This is a genomic window from Streptomyces sp. NPDC090025, assembly GCF_044748125.1.
Classification (GTDB): Bacteria; Actinomycetota; Actinomycetes; order Streptomycetales; family Streptomycetaceae; genus Streptomyces.
Window position 1 is genome coordinate 384710 of sequence record NZ_JBIVFL010000002.1, and the last position, 15700, is coordinate 400409.

Annotated in this window: 12 protein-coding genes; 8 read left to right on the top strand and 4 right to left on the bottom strand. The window is 73.4% G+C overall.

Translation table 11 applies throughout. The features are described 5' to 3' along the window. Nucleotides 1-80: 80 nt before the first annotated feature. On the bottom strand, nucleotides 81-2435 hold the full coding sequence (treY, locus tag ACIPXM_RS07620) for a malto-oligosyltrehalose synthase (RefSeq protein ID WP_401653034.1): 2355 nt from the start codon (nucleotides 2433-2435) through the stop codon (nucleotides 81-83). 90 nt (nucleotides 2436-2525) lie between these two features. On the opposite strand from treY, the gene ACIPXM_RS07625 reads away from it, so the two are divergent. Beyond that, complete coding sequence (locus ACIPXM_RS07625) at nucleotides 2526-3761, top strand: MFS transporter (RefSeq protein WP_401653672.1); 1236 nt, start codon at nucleotides 2526-2528, stop codon at nucleotides 3759-3761. On the opposite strand, the gene glgX is transcribed toward ACIPXM_RS07625, so the two are convergent. Continuing rightward, complete coding sequence (gene glgX / locus ACIPXM_RS07630) at nucleotides 3736-5856, bottom strand: glycogen debranching protein GlgX (RefSeq protein ID WP_401653036.1); 2121 nt, start codon at nucleotides 5854-5856, stop codon at nucleotides 3736-3738. The genes ACIPXM_RS07625 and glgX overlap by 26 nt on opposite strands. Nucleotides 5857-6080: 224 nt before the next feature. Here glgX and ACIPXM_RS07635 point away from each other — a divergent pair, with 224 nt between their 5' ends. The 4 genes from ACIPXM_RS07635 to ACIPXM_RS07650 all read left to right on the top strand — a co-directional run bounded on the left by ACIPXM_RS07635 (nucleotide 6081) and on the right by ACIPXM_RS07650 (nucleotide 10532). Beyond that, entirely contained in the window at nucleotides 6081-6929 is an 849-nt protein-coding gene (locus tag ACIPXM_RS07635) for a Tat pathway signal sequence domain protein (RefSeq protein ID WP_401653038.1), read from the top strand. An 86-nt stretch (nucleotides 6930-7015) separates the two neighbouring features. Further along, nucleotides 7016-8323 (top strand): copper amine oxidase, encoded by a 1308-nt coding sequence (locus tag ACIPXM_RS07640; RefSeq protein ID WP_401653040.1) that lies wholly within the window; start codon nucleotides 7016-7018, stop codon nucleotides 8321-8323. 133 nt (nucleotides 8324-8456) lie between these two features. Beyond that, nucleotides 8457-9710, top strand: coding sequence for an SAV2148 family HEPN domain-containing protein (locus tag ACIPXM_RS07645; RefSeq protein WP_401653042.1), 1254 nt, complete (start codon nucleotides 8457-8459; stop codon nucleotides 9708-9710). An 87-nt stretch (nucleotides 9711-9797) separates the two neighbouring features. Next, nucleotides 9798-10532, top strand: coding sequence for an exonuclease domain-containing protein (locus ACIPXM_RS07650; RefSeq protein WP_401653044.1), 735 nt, complete (start codon nucleotides 9798-9800; stop codon nucleotides 10530-10532). A 56-nt stretch (nucleotides 10533-10588) separates the two neighbouring features. Here ACIPXM_RS07650 and ACIPXM_RS07655 read toward each other — a convergent pair whose 3' ends face one another. Both ACIPXM_RS07655 and ACIPXM_RS07660 read right to left on the bottom strand, forming a co-directional pair. Then, nucleotides 10589-11416: an alpha/beta fold hydrolase gene (locus ACIPXM_RS07655; RefSeq protein ID WP_401653046.1), complete on the bottom strand. Its 828-nt coding sequence runs from the start codon at nucleotides 11414-11416 to the stop codon at nucleotides 10589-10591. Nucleotides 11417-11462: 46 nt separating this feature from the next. Next, nucleotides 11463-12368 (bottom strand): phosphotransferase, encoded by a 906-nt coding sequence (locus tag ACIPXM_RS07660; RefSeq protein ID WP_401653048.1) that lies wholly within the window; start codon nucleotides 12366-12368, stop codon nucleotides 11463-11465. A gap of 191 nt (nucleotides 12369-12559) precedes the next feature. Between ACIPXM_RS07660 and ACIPXM_RS07665 the strand changes: the two genes are divergently transcribed. From ACIPXM_RS07665 to ACIPXM_RS07675, 3 genes are read left to right on the top strand one after another with little or no spacing between them, the layout of a single operon-like run. Continuing rightward, nucleotides 12560-13480, top strand: coding sequence for a carbohydrate ABC transporter permease (locus ACIPXM_RS07665; protein ID WP_401653674.1), 921 nt, complete (start codon nucleotides 12560-12562; stop codon nucleotides 13478-13480). Further along, nucleotides 13477-14316, top strand: a complete 840-nt coding sequence (locus ACIPXM_RS07670; protein WP_401653050.1) for a carbohydrate ABC transporter permease — start codon at nucleotides 13477-13479, stop codon at nucleotides 14314-14316. The genes ACIPXM_RS07665 and ACIPXM_RS07670 overlap by 4 nt, the downstream gene beginning before the upstream one ends. Then, nucleotides 14316-15647 carry an ABC transporter substrate-binding protein gene (locus tag ACIPXM_RS07675; protein ID WP_401653052.1) on the top strand — a complete coding sequence of 444 codons (1332 nt, stop codon included), beginning with the start codon at nucleotides 14316-14318 and terminating at the stop codon, nucleotides 15645-15647. Before ACIPXM_RS07670 ends, ACIPXM_RS07675 begins: the two co-directional genes overlap by 1 nt. The last annotated feature ends 53 nt before the right edge of the window (nucleotides 15648-15700 follow it).

The window sequence follows — 15700 nt, forward strand, 5'->3', positions numbered from 1 at the left end:
TCCTCTCCGGGGCGAGGCCATGGACGGACTTCCTGCTACGAAACCAATCGTCCTTAGTCCGGCCGCTTTCCTCGCCCCGCTCATTCCTCCCGCCGCCCGGTGGCCCGCACCAGCAGGGCCACCGGGCGCGCGTCGAACAGCTCCGCCGCCTTCACCGGGGTGTCCGGGCCGCCGGTGAACTCCCGTACCCCGTCCAGGACATCACGCCAACGGCCGTCCGGGAGCGCCAGCTCGGTGTCCTGCCAGCCGCCCGCCTCCGCGAGCCGCAGCGACAGCCGGGTCACCGCCGTCAGCACCCGGCCGCCCCGGGTGAACGCCACGCAGTGCGGGGCCGCCTGGCCCACCGCCGTCAGCGGCGTGTAGTGGCCCCGCGGGCCGAAGAGTTCGGGCCGCTCCCGGCGCAGCCGCAGCGCCGCCCGCACCAGGACGGTCTGCTCGTCGTCAGGACCCGGCGCGTACGGCGCCCGGTTGTCCGGGTCCACCAGGGCCCGGTACTCCCGCTCGGTGCCCTGGTACAGCTCCGGCACCCCCGGCATGGTCAGCTGCACCAGGGTCGCGCCGAGCCGGTGCGCCGCGATGTGCGGTTCGAGGGCGAAAGCCGCCGCCGACGCGCCGCGCAGCGGGATCCGGCCCGGGCCCGCCGCCACGAACTCGGTGACCGCCCGCTCGTACGCCGGATCCGGCTCGGTCCAGCTGGTGTGCAGGCCCGCCTCCCGTACGGACTTGAGCACGGCCGGGCCGAGCCGGTCCGGGTCCGGGCTGCCGAAGCCGAACGCGGTCTGCCAGGCCGTCCACGCCAGGTGCGGATCGGGCGCGGGCACCCCGGCGACCTCCTCGAGAAGCTCCGCCCAGCGGCGCGGGCACTGCGCGAGGACCGCGATCCCGGCCCGTACGTCCGCGCTGCGCTTGGTGTCATGGGTGGTGAGCACCGTCCCGCTGCCCGGCCAGTCCCGGGCCAGTCGGGTGCAGTACGCGTGGAACTCGTCGGGCGCGACCGCCGGGCGGCCCGGCTCGCCGCCCACCTCGTTCGCCGAGAGCAGCGGGGTGTAGCGGTAGAAGGCGGTGTCCTCCACGGACTTGGCCCGCAGCGCCGACGAGGTCTGCGCGAACCGGGCCCGGAACGAACGGTGTTCGGGCCCGTCGCCGAAGCGGCCGAGCGCCAGGTCGCGGACCACGTCCACGGCCGTCGCCTCCTCCGGCACCGCGAACGCGGCCTTCGCGCCGCGTGCCGCCTCCGGGGTGAGCACCTCCTCGCCGCCGGTCCGGTAGGTCCGGTACACCGGGACCCGCACCAGGAGTTCCCGGATCGCGGTGTGCAGCGCCCAGGGCGCGTGGTCCCGCAGCCGGACGTCGGCCGCGCAGATCCGCTCGGCGCTCCGGGTCAGCGCGGCGGTCTCGGCGGCCAGTTCATGGCTGACCACCTTGTACGCGGCGCGCCGGGCGGTCGCCTCCCAGTAGCCGCCCCGGTCCCCGGCCCGGCCCACGAACTCCCGGTACACGTCGGCGAGTTCGTCGGCGCCGACCGGGTCGGTGAACAGGCCGTCGATCCGCCGCAGCGCGTCGTAGCCGGTGGTGCCGGCCACCGGCCAGGAGGCGGGCAGCTGTTCGGGACCGGTGAGGATCTTCTCCACCACCGTCCAGCACCGCCCGCCGGTCGCCGCCTCCAGCCGTTCCAGATAGCCCTCCGGGTCGGCGAGCCCGTCCGGATGGTCGATCCGCAGCCCCGCCACCACCCCGTCCGCGACCAGCTCGACGACCTTGGCGTGGGTGGCGGCGAACACCTCCGGGTCCTCCACCCGCACCCCGATGAGATCGGAAATGGTGAAGAACCGGCGGTAGTTGAGGTCGGTACGGGCCAGTCGCCACCAGGCGAGCCGGTAGTGCTGGGCGTCCAGGAGCGTATCGAGCGGCAGCCCCTCGGTGCCCGGGCGCAGCGGCAGGTCGAGGCCGTCCAGGCGAAGCGCCCCGTCGGCCACCCGCAGCCGGTCCCTGACCTCCGGCAGCCGGGCGGGCAGCACCGGCAGCAGCATCCGCCCGTCGCCCGCCGCCCAGTCGATGTCGAACCAGCGCGCGTACGGCGAATCCGGCCCGTCCCGGAGCACCGCGCGCAGCGCCGGACTGTGCCGGGGCGAGGCCGCCATGTGGTTGGGCACCAGATCGAGCACCAGGCCGAGGCCGTGCGCCCGGGCGGTGGCCGCGAGCTCCCGCAGGCCGTCCTCACCGCCGAGTTCGGCCCGGACCCGGGTCGGATCGGTCACGTCGTAGCCGTGGGTGGAACCGGGCACCGCCTCCAGGACCGGCGACAGATGCAGATGGGACACGCCGAGCGCGGCGAGGTCGGGCACGGCCCGCCCGGCGGCGGCGAACGGGAACTCCGGCTGGAGCTGGAGCCGGTAGGTCGCGGTGGGCAGCGGGCGTTCCGTGAAGGACGTCATGCGAACGTACGTACCCGGCACGGAGGCTTCTGTGTCATCGCCCCATGCATCCGTTCGTGTGCATCGCGTTACGTTCGCGTGATGCTCCGGATGTATCGCGACACGCTGTCCCTGACCGGCCCGGTCCTGCCGGTGGTCTCCTTCCTCGCCCGGCTGCCCACCGCCATGTGCCAGCTCGGCAGTCTGCTGCTGGTCGCCGAGACCAGCGGCTCGCTCGCCACCGCGGGGCTGGTCGGCGGGGCGCTCGCCGCCGGGCAGACGGTCGCCGGGCCGCTGGTCGGGCGGCTCGCTGACCGGCGCGGCCAGCGGCCGGTGGTGCTCGCCGCCGCGCTCGGCAACGCCGCCGCCGTCACCGCCCTGGTGCTCGCGGCGCTCGCGGGCACCGCCACCGCCGCGCTGATGGCGCTCGGCGTCCTCGCCGGGGCGACCGTGCCGCAGATCGGCCCGCTGGCCCGGTCCCGCTCGGTGACGCTGGTGCGCCGGGCCGGGGCCGACGAGCGGGCGGTGGCCACCGTGCTCTCCGTCGAGGGCACCCTCGACGAGATCTCCTTCGTGCTCGGCCCCGCCCTGGTGGGCGTCGCCGCCACCGTCGCCCACCCGGCGGCGGCGCTGCTGACGGCCGCCGCGCTGATGGCGGTCTGCGGCTCCGCGTTCGCGCTGCACCCCAGCGCCTCGGCGGTGACACCGCCGCCCGCGGCCACCCGTACGAGTGCCGCCGAACGGCCCCGGCTGCCCTCGGGCACGTACGCGCTGCGCGGTGCGATGGTCCTCCAGGGCGCCATGTTCGGCGCCGCCCAGGCCGGGATCACCGAGCTCACCGGCCGCCTGGGGGTGCCCGACCAGGCCGGTCTGGTCTACGCGGCGATGGGCGTGACCAGTGCCCTCGCCGGGTTCGCGATGGCGGCGGTGCCCGCCGGGATCGGCCTCACCCTGCGCTGGCGGCTGGCCACGGCCGCCCTGGTGGTGCTGTCCGTGCCGCTGGTCCTGGTCTCCTCGCTCGGCTGGCTGTACGCGGCCGTCGTGGTCCTCGGCGTCGCCTACGCGCCGCACCTCATCACGGTGTTCGGCCTCACCGAGCGGTCCGCGCCGCCCGGCCGGCTCGCCGAGTGCATGGCCTTCCTCACCAGTGGCATCGTCGCCGGGCAGGCCCTCGCGCTCGCCGTGTCGGGGCGGCTCGCCGAGAGCCACGGCGCCCCGGCGGCCTTCGCGGTGGCGGCCGGGGCGGCGGTGGCGTGCGCGGTGCTGTCCTGGGCGGCCCGGCAGCCCTCGGCGCCGACCGCCCCGGCCGGGTCCGACGGCGTCAGGCGGGCCGTCGCAGCACCGTGAGGGTGAGCGGGGCGAGGACCACCCGCTCGCCCGCGTCGACCCGGGGCCCGTCCGCCGGGGGCATCCCCTCCGGGTGGGAGGTGTCGACGACGATCTTCCAGCACTCGCCGTGCCGGTCCGGCACCTCGAACTCCAGCTCCTGCGAAGAGGCGTTGAACATCAGCAGGAAGGAGTCGTCGGAGATCCGCTCGCCCTGGGTGCCCGGCTCGGAGATCGCGTTGCCGTTCAGGAACACGGTCAGCGCCTGCGCGTTGGCCGCCTGCCAGTCCCGGGCCGTCATCTCCTCGCCCTCGGGCGTGAACCAGGCGATGTCGGTCAGCTCGTCGTGGGTGCCCTCGACCGGACGGCCGTGGAAGAACCGGCGGCGCCGGAACACCGGGTGGTCCCGGCGCAGCCGGACCATCGCCCGGGTGAACTCCAGGAGCGTGGCCTCCGGTTCGCCGCCCGGCTTCGGCCAGCGCACCCAGGACACCTCGCTGTCCTGGCAATAGGCGTTGTTGTTGCCGCCCTGGGTGCGGCCGAACTCGTCGCCGTGGCTGAGCATCGGCACGCCCTGCGAGAGCATCAGGGTGGCCAGGAAGTTGCGGGTCTGACGTGCCCTCAGCTCCCGGATGCCGATGTCCTCGGTGTCGCCCTCGGTCCCGCAGTTCCAGGACCGGTTGTGGCTCTCGCCGTCCCGGTTGCCCTCGCCGTTGGCCTCGTTGTGCTTCTCGTTGTACGAGACGAGGTCGCGCAGCGTGAAACCGTCGTGGCAGGTCACGAAGTTGACCGAGGCGAGCGGGCGGCGGCCGTCGTCCTGGTAGAGGTCGGACGAGCCGGTCAGCCGGGAGGCGAACTCGGCGAGCGTGCGCGGCTCGCCGCGCCACAGATCGCGCACGCAGTCGCGGTACTTGCCGTTCCACTCGGCCCACTGCGGCGGGAAGTTGCCCACCTGGTAGCCGCCCTCGCCGAGGTCCCAGGGCTCGGCGATCAGCTTCACCTGGCTGACCACCGGGTCCTGCTGCACCAGGTCGAAGAACGAGGACAGCCGGTCCACCTCGTGGAACTGCCGGGCCAGGGTGGCCGCCAGATCGAACCGGAAGCCGTCCACGTGCATCTCGGTCACCCAGTACCGCAGACTGTCCATGATCATCTGAAGGACGTGCGGGGACCGCATGAGCAGCGAGTTCCCGGTGCCCGTGGTGTCCGTGTAGTAGCGCGGATCGCCCGCGAGCCGGTAGTACGACGGGTTGTCCAGGCCCCGGAACGACAGCGTCGGGCCCAGGTGGTTGCCCTCCGCCGTGTGGTTGTAGACCACGTCCAGGATCACCTCGATCCCGGCCTGGTGCAGCGCCCGTACCGCCGACTTGAACTCCAGGACCTGCTGGCCGCGGTCGCCCCAGGACGCGTAGGCGTTGTGCGGGGCGAAGAAGCCGATGGTGTTGTAGCCCCAGTAGTTGGACAGGCCCGCGTCCGCCAGCCGGTGGTCGTTGACGAACTGGTGCACCGGCATCAACTCAAGTGCCGTGACGCCCAGTTCCTTCAGATGGCCGATGACCGACGGGTGCGCCAGGCCCGCGTAGGTGCCGCGCAGCTCCTCCGGCAGGTCCGGGTGGAGCATGGTCAGGCCCTTCACATGGGCCTCGTAGATCACCGTGTGGTGGTACTCGGTGCGCGGACGGCGGTCGTCGCCCCAGTCGAAGTACGGGTTCACCACCACCGAGGTCATCGTGTGCCCGGCGGAGTCCAGATCGTTGCGGGCGTCCGGCTTCCCGAACGGATAGCCGTACACCGCCTCGCCCCACCGGACCTCGCCCGAGATGGCCCGCGCGTACGGGTCGAGCAGCAGCTTCGCCGGGTTGCAGCGCTGCCCGTGCTCCGGCGCGTAGGGACCGTGCACCCGGAAGCCGTACCGGCGGCCGGGCATCACCCCCGGCAGATAGGCGTGCCGCACGAACGCGTCCGTCTCGCGCAGCTCCACCGACGTCTCCGTGCCGTCGTCGTCGAGCAGACACAGCTCGATGCGGTGCGCGGCCTCGGAGTACACCGCGAAATTGGTACCGGCGCCGTCGTAGGTGGCGCCCAGGGGGTACGCCTGTCCCGGCCAGACCTGCATAGGCGAACTCTTCCACTTCTGATCCGGGGTCAAGGGTCATGGGCCATGCCTCTTGAGTCATACCGGGCTCCGGCCTGGCCCAAAACGAACGGCCCCAACTCGGCCAGATCCTGCCCGAAACCGGCGCAACCTCCTAGGACTTCGGCCCGTCCTACCGGGTGACCACCCCCTAAGCGGGGGAAAACGGGGGATCGACCAGAAAACATGTGCAAATGGGGGGAAGTGTGTACGAAATAGTGCGCCGCCACCTGGGCAAGGTGGTGGCCGGCGCGGCCATGGCCGTGACCGGGACCGCGGTCGCCGTCGCCGTCACCCTGCCCGGGAGCGCGGGGGCCGACGAGGCCCCGCGCACCGCCGCCTCCGGCGCGGGCTCGGCCGGCACCGGGACCGCCGCCACCGGTGGCCAGGGCGGACCGGGCGCCGAAGGGCAGGCGCCGGGACCGGCCGCCCTCGCCTCGGCGCCGCCCGAGGGGGCCAAGGGCATCGGGACCGACCCGCTCACCGACGACGAACTGCGCCGGGCCGAGACGCTGGCGTTCACCCCGCCGGCCGCCGCGGCCCAGCGGGACGCCCAGCGCGACGCCGAAGGCGGCCGGGGCCCGCAGCACCTGGGCACCGAGCTGGCCGACCCGCGCCCGGGGGAGGAGACCGGCGGCCCGCGCCGCGCGGTCGTCCGCTTCTACGACTACCGCCGCGACGAACTGCTCACCCGCACCGTCAACCTCGACACCGGCAAGGTCGAGCAGTCCGGCGCGCAGCGCGGCGTGCAGCCCTCGGCCCACCCCGAGGAGCTGAAGGCCGCCCTGAAGCTGATCCTGGCCGATCCGCTCGGCAAGGACGTCAAGGCCGACTACAAGGACGCCACCGGACGGGACCTGACCGGGCCCGAGCAGCTCTGGTTCAACGGCGACCTCTACCGCACCTACCGCGAGCAGCGCGTGCCCGCGGCGCTCGCCAAGTGCGGCGAGCACCGCTGCGTCCGGCTCGTCACCAAGGTCCTCAACGGCCCCTGGATCGACACCCGCGGCCTGATCGTCGACCTGTCCGCCAGGACCGTCACCCGGGTCGGCTGACCGCCCGCCCCGGCCGGGCCACCCGCCCGGCCCGTACCGCATCGCATCGCACGTCACGCACGTCCGTACCGAGGGAGTACGTCCGTATGTCCGCAACGCGACTCCGGCATGCCCGCACGACCGGCGCCGTCCTCGCCGCCGGTGCCCTGCTCGGCACCGCCGCCGTCACCACCGCCGCCACCCCGGCGGGCGCCGCGCCCGCCGCCCCGGCCGCGCCCGCCGCACCCGACTGCTCGGCCGCGTACCGCATCGAGCAGAAGCTCGACGGCGGCACCGTCTGGCGCATGTGCTGGCGCTACTCGACCGACTCGGGGCTGATCCTCGACAAGGTCAGCTACCAGCCGCCCGGCGAGGCCGCCCCGATCCGGGTCCTCAACAGCGCCAAGCTGGCGCAGATCCACGTCCCCTACGACGACGGCAACGCCGAGTACGACGACCTCACCGGCGCCGGGTTCGGCTGGGGCCTGCAGAACCTCAAGCCCGGCGAGTGTCCCGGCGGCACCATCACCTCGGTGAAGGTCCCCGAGGTCGGCAAGGTCAACGGCCTGTGCACCACCACCAGGGCCCGCGGCCACGCCTACCGGATGGCCGCCGACGAGGGCGGCAAGGTCTGGCAGGCGCAGGGCAAGGACCTGCTCGTCTACTCGGTCAACAAGGTCGGCTGGTACGAGTACATCACCGAGTGGCGGTTCTCCTCCGACGGCATGATCGGCGCCAACGTCGGTGCCACCGGCAGCCTTTCGCCGGTCGACTACAACGGCTCCGACGGCCGCGGCTGGCCGATCGGCAAGGGCGCCCGCGACTACGCCACCAGCCACGCCCACAACGTCTTCTGGAAGCTGGACTTCGGGCTCGACGGCAGCGACAAGGGCCGCATCGAACAGTACGACTCCAAGGTCACCCCGCCCGGCCGGGACGGCAGCCCGACCGTGAAGACCACCCGCACCCCGGTCACCAAGGAACTCGCCGGGGACGCCAAGAACATGCGCTGGTGGCGGGTGGTGAGCGCGACCGGCAAGAACAAGGACGGGCACGCCCGTTCGTACGAGTTCGTGCCGGGACACACCAACACCTACGCCGGCCGCCCGTACACCCAGCACGACATCTACTTCACCCAGGCCCGCGCCTGCGAGCAGTTCGCCAGCAACAACATCCTGGACTGCGGACAGGGCGCGCCCAACAGCGTGGACAAATGGGTCAATGGGGAGACTCTGACCAATCCCGCCGTGTGGGTCAACATCGGGTTCCACCACATCGCCCGGGACGAGGACCAGCAGCCGATGCCGGTCCACTGGCAGGGCTTCCAGCTCGCGCCCCGGGACGTAACCGCTATGAATCCGCTCACTCCGGCCGATCTCGCCAACCAGAACGGCGCGCCGAATCTGGGGAGTTGAGCAACCGTCCGGGCGATCCTGCTGCGTCGCCTCCCGCTCCCGGAGTACCCTTCCTTGATCGTTGGCGTCCGTCGCCGGATGGGGTCTTCCAACCGGCCGGATCGGGTGTCCGGGAGCAGAAGGCGGTGCGCGGGTGAGCTCGGGAGGTCTGGAGCTGCCCCCAGGCGAGGCGGGTCACGACGGCGGCCCGGCCGACCCCGGTGCGGCGCCGCCCGGCGCGGTGTCGGTGGCCCGCCCGGTGGAGATCGGCGCCGAGCTGGAGTGGGGCCCGGAGGCGTGGAGCGAGGTGCGCACCCGGGCCCAGCGGGCCGGCCGCGCCTACATCTGGCTGAATCTCGTCGAGCAGCGGCTGCGGGCGGTCGTCGCGGCCGTGCTGACCCCGGTGTACGAGCCGGTGCACGGCGAGGAGTGGGTGGTGGCCGCGGCCGGGCCCGCCGGGCAGGAGTGGGTGCAGCGGGCCGTCGCCGTCCGCGAGGTCTCGCGCCGCAAGGGCTATCTGCTCGACCCGGCCGACGACAACGTGCTGAGCTTTCTGACCCTCCCGCAGCTGCGGGAGCTGCTGGTGCAGCACTGGCCGTGCTTCGAGCCGTACTTCGACGACCGGCGCGAGGTCGAACTCGCCCTGGACGAGCTGGAGGTGGCGCGCAACGTCGTCTCCCGCAACCGGGCGCTGTCCCTGACGGTGCTCGCCCAGTCCGAACGGGCCTCCGCCCGGCTCCTGGAGATCCTCGGGAGCGGGGCGGGGGTGCCCTCGGCGGACCGGCTGCCGGTGGACGCCGTCGAGGACCTGGTCGGTGACCGCTACGCCGATGTGGTGTCCGTGCACCCCGACCGGGTCCGGCTGCAGCGGCAGCTGCCGGCCGAGGACCTGTTCGGCGGCGCCCGGCGGCTCGACGCCACGGGCATAGGCCTGAATCTGCTGGTGCAGAACTTCTCCGGGCGCCGGATGGTCCGGCTCGCCGAGTCGGGCTGCCGCACCCGGCTGCTGTTCCTGAACCCGGCGAGCAGCGCGGTCAAGCGCCGGGAGCGCGAGCTGGGCCTGAAGAAGGGCGAGCTCAGCCGCTCGGTCGAGATGAACATCCTGCACATGCGGCGGGTCCGGGCCCAGCTGCGCGACCCGGGCGCCTTCCAGATCCACGTCTTCGACGAGACCCCCCGCTTCACCGCCTATCTGGTCGACGGCGACGGCCCTGACGGGGTCGCCGTGGTGCAGTCGTATCTGCGCAGGGCCCGGGGCATGGAGGCGCCGGTCCTGGTGCTGCGCGGCGGCGGACGGAACGTGCTGCGCGCGGGGCAGGGCGCCGACCCCAGCGGCGAAACCGGACTTTTCGCCACATATCGAGAGGAGTTCGAGTCCGTCTGGCTCGACTCACGCCCCGTCTCCTGACGCCCGGCCCCACCCGTCGCCACCCGTTGTCAGTGCCGCGTGCGAGGGTGTGCATCACCACGGGGGAGATCACGTAAGGAGGACCCGATGGCTTGGTACGGGGAAGAGCTGGCCGGCTTCGACCTGGAGACGACCGGTACGGACCCGCTGGAGGCCCGTATCGTCACCGCCTCGGTCGTCGCCGTCCAGGACGGCCGGGTGCTGCGCCAGCACGACTGGCTCGCCGACCCCGGCATCCGCATCCCGGCCCAGGCCGCCGCGATCCACGGCATCAGCAACGAGCGCGCCGCCGCCGAGGGCCGCCCGGTCCGCGAGGTCGCCGACGAGATCGCCGACACCCTGACCGGCTACTGGCGCCGGGGCGTCCCGGTCGTGGCGTACAACGCCTCCTTCGACCTCACCCTGCTCGCCGCCGAGCTGCGCCGGCACGGACTCCCGTCACTCGCCGAGCGGATGGGCGAGGGCCCGGACGGCCCGGCCACCGGGCCGGTCGTCGACCCGTACACCATCGACCGCGCCGTCGACCGCTACCGGCGCGGCAAGCGCACCCTGGAGGCCGTCTGCGCCGAGTACGGGGTGGAGCTGACCAGCGCCCACCAGGCCGCCGCCGACGCCCTCGCCGCGGTCCGGGTCGCGGTCGCGATAGCCGGGCGGCACGCCGCTGTCGCCGCCCTCGACCCGGCCGCGCTGCACCAGCGGCAGATCACCTGGTACCGCGAGTGGGCCGAGGACTTCCAGGCGTTCCTGCGCCGCAAGGGCGAGACCGACGCGTCCATCGACCCGTACTGGCCGCTGCGCGAGCCCGCCCGGGTGACCGGCTAGCCCGCACGCACCCCGGGGAAGGCCCCGGTCAGCCGTTCTCGGTCAGCCGTTCTCCGTCAGCCGTTCTCCTTCAGGAACGACAGCAGCAGCTCGTTGACCCGCTCCGGGCGGTCCAGCGGGAACCAGTGCCCGGCGTCCTCGACCCGCTCGTAGCGCCAGCGCTCCGGCGCGAGCGCCGCCATCGCCGTCATCTGCCGCTCGGTGAGATAGCGGTCACCGGTCGACCAGACCCCCATCACCGGCATGGTGAACGGGGGCGTCGGCTCGGGCACGCCCAGCTGCACCTCCATCGGCAGCGTGGCCCGGTAGATGCTGAGCGCGGCCGTCAGCGCGCCCGGCGCCCGCAGCGGCTCCAGGACCTCCGCCAGATCGGCGTGCTCGCCCAGCATCTCCCGCAGGTTCGCGTAGTCGTCCCGGGACAGCCACTCCTCGGCGAGACCCGCGAACTGGAACATCGTCATGTGCCACATCCGCTGACGCTCCCGCCAGCCGCCCGGGCCGAGCGTCACCGACATGTCGCCCGCCGACATCACCGTCAGGCTCGCCACCCGGTCCGCCGCGAACCGGCCGAGGGTCTGCGCCACCCCGGAACCCCAGTCGTGGCCCACCACATGACAGCGCTCCACCTCCAGCCGGTCGAGCAGCTGCAGCATGTCCCCGAGGTGCGCCGCCACGTGGTACGCCCCGACCTCGCCCACCGGCTTGTCGGAGCCGCCGAAGCCCCGCAGGGTCGGCGCCACCGTACGGAACCCCGCCGCGTTCAGCGCCGGGATCTGGTGCCGCCACAGCCGGTGCGAATCGGGGAAGCCGTGCAGCAGCAGCACGACCGGGCCCGCCCCGCTCACCTCGACGTCCAGCGCCACGTCCGAAAGTTCGATCCGCATCACAACACCCCGTTCGAAAGAGGTCCATCGGCCGGGGACGATCATGTCAGAACGGGTACCAGCGCACCTCGGGATCGCCGTCCCGCAGCGAGGCCACCCGGCGCTCGAACTCGGCCAGCGCCTTCGGGTTGACCGGGGCGTGCTGCGCCACCCAGGCACAGCTCGCGGTCTCCCGCGCCCCGCGCAGCACCGCGCACCCGTCCCACTCCCGGACGTCGAAGCCGTAGTCGGCGGTGAAGGCGTCGTAGGCCGCCGGGTCGAGGCCGTAGCGGTCCCGGGACAGCGCGAGCACCACCAGGTCGTGCTCGCGCAGGTCCGAGGAGAAGGTCTCCAGGTCCACCAGGACCGGGCCGTCCGGGCCGACGTGCACATTGCGGGGCAGCGCGTCGCCGTGGATCGGGCCCGGCGCGAGCCGCGGCACCAGCGCGGCGGCGGCCGGGGCGAAGGCGTCCCGGCGCTCCCGCAGGAAAGCGGCGTCGGCCGGGTCGATCGCGTCCCCCGCGAGCCGCAGCCAGCGCTCGACCCCGCCGAGCAGCTCACGCGGCGGCAGGGTGAACCCGGCCGGTTCCGGCAGCGCGTGGATCACCCGAAGGAGGGGCGCCAGATCGCGCGGCTCGGCCGGCCGCACCGCCGGGGCGAGCCGGTGCCAGAGCGTCACCGGATGCCCCTCGGCGACCAGCGGCTTCTCCTCGGCGGCCCGCACCGCGGGCACCCCGGCGGCGGCCAGCCACCCGGCGAGCGCCACCTCGCGCTCGGCGCGCTCCAGGAGTTCGGGCGCCCGGCCCACCTTGGCCACCAGGCCGCCGAGCCCGAAGACCGCGTTCTCGCCGAGCGACAGCAGCTCCGCGTCGGCCGCCCACCCGCCCCCGCCCGCCGCGCCCGCACCGCCCGCACCGCCCGTGCCCGGCAGCTTCGCGGCGGCCAGGATCTCCCGTGCCCGCGCCTCGTCCATCGTTGTCTCCCGACTCTCCCCGCTGCTCCTCCTGGCCCGTGCCAGGAGCGTGCGATCGCGCCAAAGTCTCCCATTCGCGCAGGTCGCCTTGACGAACCGACGGCCCGTCAGGACGATGACCGGGTCTCGGGGCCGTGTCCGGACACGGCCCCGCACGGTGCCACCCCGGAGGGAGAGCAGTGGCGAGTCCGGTGCCCGCGCGCAACCGCCCCGCGCAGCGCCCCACGGCCCACCCCGGGCAGCGAACCGGCCCCGGCGCCTGGTTCCTGGTGCTGCCCGCGCTGCTCCCGATCCTGCTGCTCAGCGTCGGCCCGCTGCTCTACGGCATCGCGCTCGCCTTCACCGACGCCCAGTCCGGCCGCACCCAGGCCACCCGCTGGATCGGCACCCTCAACTTCCAGGACCTGCTGCACGACACCCTGTTCTGGGAGTCGTTCCGGATCGGCCTGCTCTGGGCCGTCGGCGTCACCGTCCCGCAGTTCCTGCTCGCGCTCGGCCTCGCGCTGCTGCTCGACCAGGACCTCCGGCTGCGCTGGCTGGCCCGGACACTCGCCATCGTGCCCTGGGCGATGCCCGAGGTCGTCGTCGGCATCATGTGGCGGCTCGTCTACAACCCCGACGCGGGCATCCTCAACGAGACCCTGCGCGACCTCGGCCTCGGCGACGGCCGGGCCTGGCTCAGCGGCCTCGGCACCGCGCTGCCCGCCGTCGTCGTGGTCGGCATCTGGGCCGGGATGCCGCAGACCACCGTCGCCCTGCTCGCCGGGGTGCAGAACGTGCCGCGCGAACTCCACGAGGCCGCCGCCCTCGACGGCGCCGGAGCCTGGCGCCGGTTCCGCACGGTGACCTGGCCCGCGCTGCGGCCCGTCGCCCTCGCCATCACCGCGCTCAACTTCATCTGGAACTTCAACTCGTTCGCCCTGGTGTACGTGCTCACCAACGGCGGACCGGGCGGCCGCACCCGGCTGCCGATGCTCTTCGCGTACGAGGAGGCATTCCGGTACGGCCAGTTCGGCTACGCCGCCGCCATGGGCTGTGTCCTGGTCGCGGTGATCTCCGTACTGCTCGCCCTCCACCTCGTCGGACGGCTGAAGGGGGACCAGGACCGATGAGCGCCTTCCGCACCCGGGGGCCCGCCCGCGCCGCCCAGTACGCCGCACTCCTCGCGTACCTCGTCTTCCTCGCCTTCCCGTTCCTGTGGCTGGTCTCCACCGCCTTCAAACCCGCCACCGAACTCGGCTCGCTGCACCCCACCTGGATCCCGCGGCACCCCACCCTCGACAACTTCCGGCAGGCGTTCGACGAACAACCGCTGCTGCGCGCCGCCGGGAACAGCCTGCTCGCCGCGCTCGCCGCCGCCCTGATCGCCGTCGTGATCGCGACCCCGCTCGCCTACGTCCTCGCCCGGCACCGCTCCCGGCTCACCGCCGCGGCCACCGGCTGGGTGGTGGTCAGCCAGGCGTTCCCCTTCGTGCTCCTGATCATCCCGCTGTTCCTGATCCTCAAGAACCTCCACCTGATCAACAGCATCCCCGGCCTCGTCCTGGTCTATGTGGTGTGGTCGCTGCCGTTCGCGCTGTGGATGCTCACCGGATATGTGCGGGCCGTCCCCGCCGAACTGGAGGAGGCGGCCGCCGTCGACGGCGCCGGACGGCTGCGGACCCTGGTCTCGGTCACCGCGCCGCTGCTCGCGCCCGGCCTCGTCGCCACCGCCCTGTTCGCCTTCATCACCGCGTGGAACGAGTTCTTCTTCGCGCTCGTGCTGCTCAAGACCCCGGAGAAACAGACCCTGCCCGTGGTCCTCACCCACTTCCTCGGCGCCGAGGGCGTCGCCGACCTCGGCCCGCTGGCCGCCGCCGCGTTCCTCGCCACCCTCCCCTCGCTCGTCGTGTTCGCCGTCATCCAGCGGCGGATCACCGGCGGGATGCTGGCCGGGGCGGTGAAGTGATGCCCGCCCGCGCCCTCATCACCCGCGCCCTCGCCGCCCGGGCCCTCGCCCTGGCCGCCGTCCTCGCGCTGCTGCTCACCGGCTGCGGCGGCCCCGACGACCGGGACCCGGACGCCGACGGCGTGGTACGGCTCCGCTTCCAGTCCCTCGCCTGGCAGAAGGAGTCCGTCAACGCCAACAAACAGCTCGTCGCCGAATGGAACGCCACCCACCCCAAAATCCAGGTCGACTACGTCCAGGGCAGCTGGGACTCCGTCCACGACCAGCTGCTCACCTCCTTCGAGGGCGGCGAGGCCCCCGACCTCATCCACGACGCCTCCGACGACCTCGCCGACTTCGCCCACGGCGGCTACCTGGCCGACCTGCGCCCGCTGCTCACCGAACGGCTGCGCGCCGACATCCCCGCGCACAGCTGGGCGAGCACCACCGTCGGCGACGGCGTCTACGGGGTGCCGTTCCTCCAGGAACCCCGCGTGATCATGGCCAACCGGACCGTCCTCGACCGGGCCGGGATCCAGCTGCCGAGCCCCGAGGACCCGTGGACCTGGCCGGAGTTCCGCGAGATCGCCCGCCAGGTGACGAAGAGCATGGGCATGGGCCGGTACGCGGTGGCCTGGCCGCTCAAGGAACCGGTCTCGGTCACCCTCAACCTGGGCCTCTCGGCCGGCGGACGGCTGTTCCACCAGGGCCCGGACGGCAGGACCGTCCTCCGCCTCGAGCCCGGCGACGGCATCGTCCCCGGCACCGTGCGGGCCCAGATCGACACCGACCACAGTGCCTCGCCCGCCACCCTCGGCAGCGGCGGCTCCGACACCCTGCCCGGCTTCTTCGGCGGCAAGTACGCGATGGTCCCGCTGGGCTTCTCGTACCGGCAGCAGATCGTCCAGCAGGCCCCCGAGGGCTTCGACTGGATCGTGCTGCCCGCGCCCGCCGGGGCGGGCGGGCTCGCCCAGGGCGTCAGCCCGCAGACCCTGTCCATCGCCGAGGACAGCCCGCACAAGAAGGAGGCCGCCGCCTTCCTCGACTTCTTCCTCCGGCCGCCCAACCTGGTCCGGCTGGCCCGCGGCGACTGGATGCTGCCTACCTCGGAAACCGCGCTCGCCGACCCCGCCCTGCACACCCCGGAGTACGGCTGGGCCACCGGCGCGGCCGTGGCCCGGGAGCTGCGCCCGGCGCCCGCCCAGTCGGTGCGCGGCTACCCGGAGTGGAAGGACAAGGTCGCCACCCCGGCCTTCCAGGAGTACTACAGCGGCGCGATCGACGAGACGGAGCTGCGCCGCCGCCTGGTGACGGACGGGAACCGGGTGCTCGCCCGCTACCAGCGCGACTGAGGGGCAGGTGGCCAGGGCCCGTCCGGCGAGTGGGCCGGACAGGCCCGCGTACC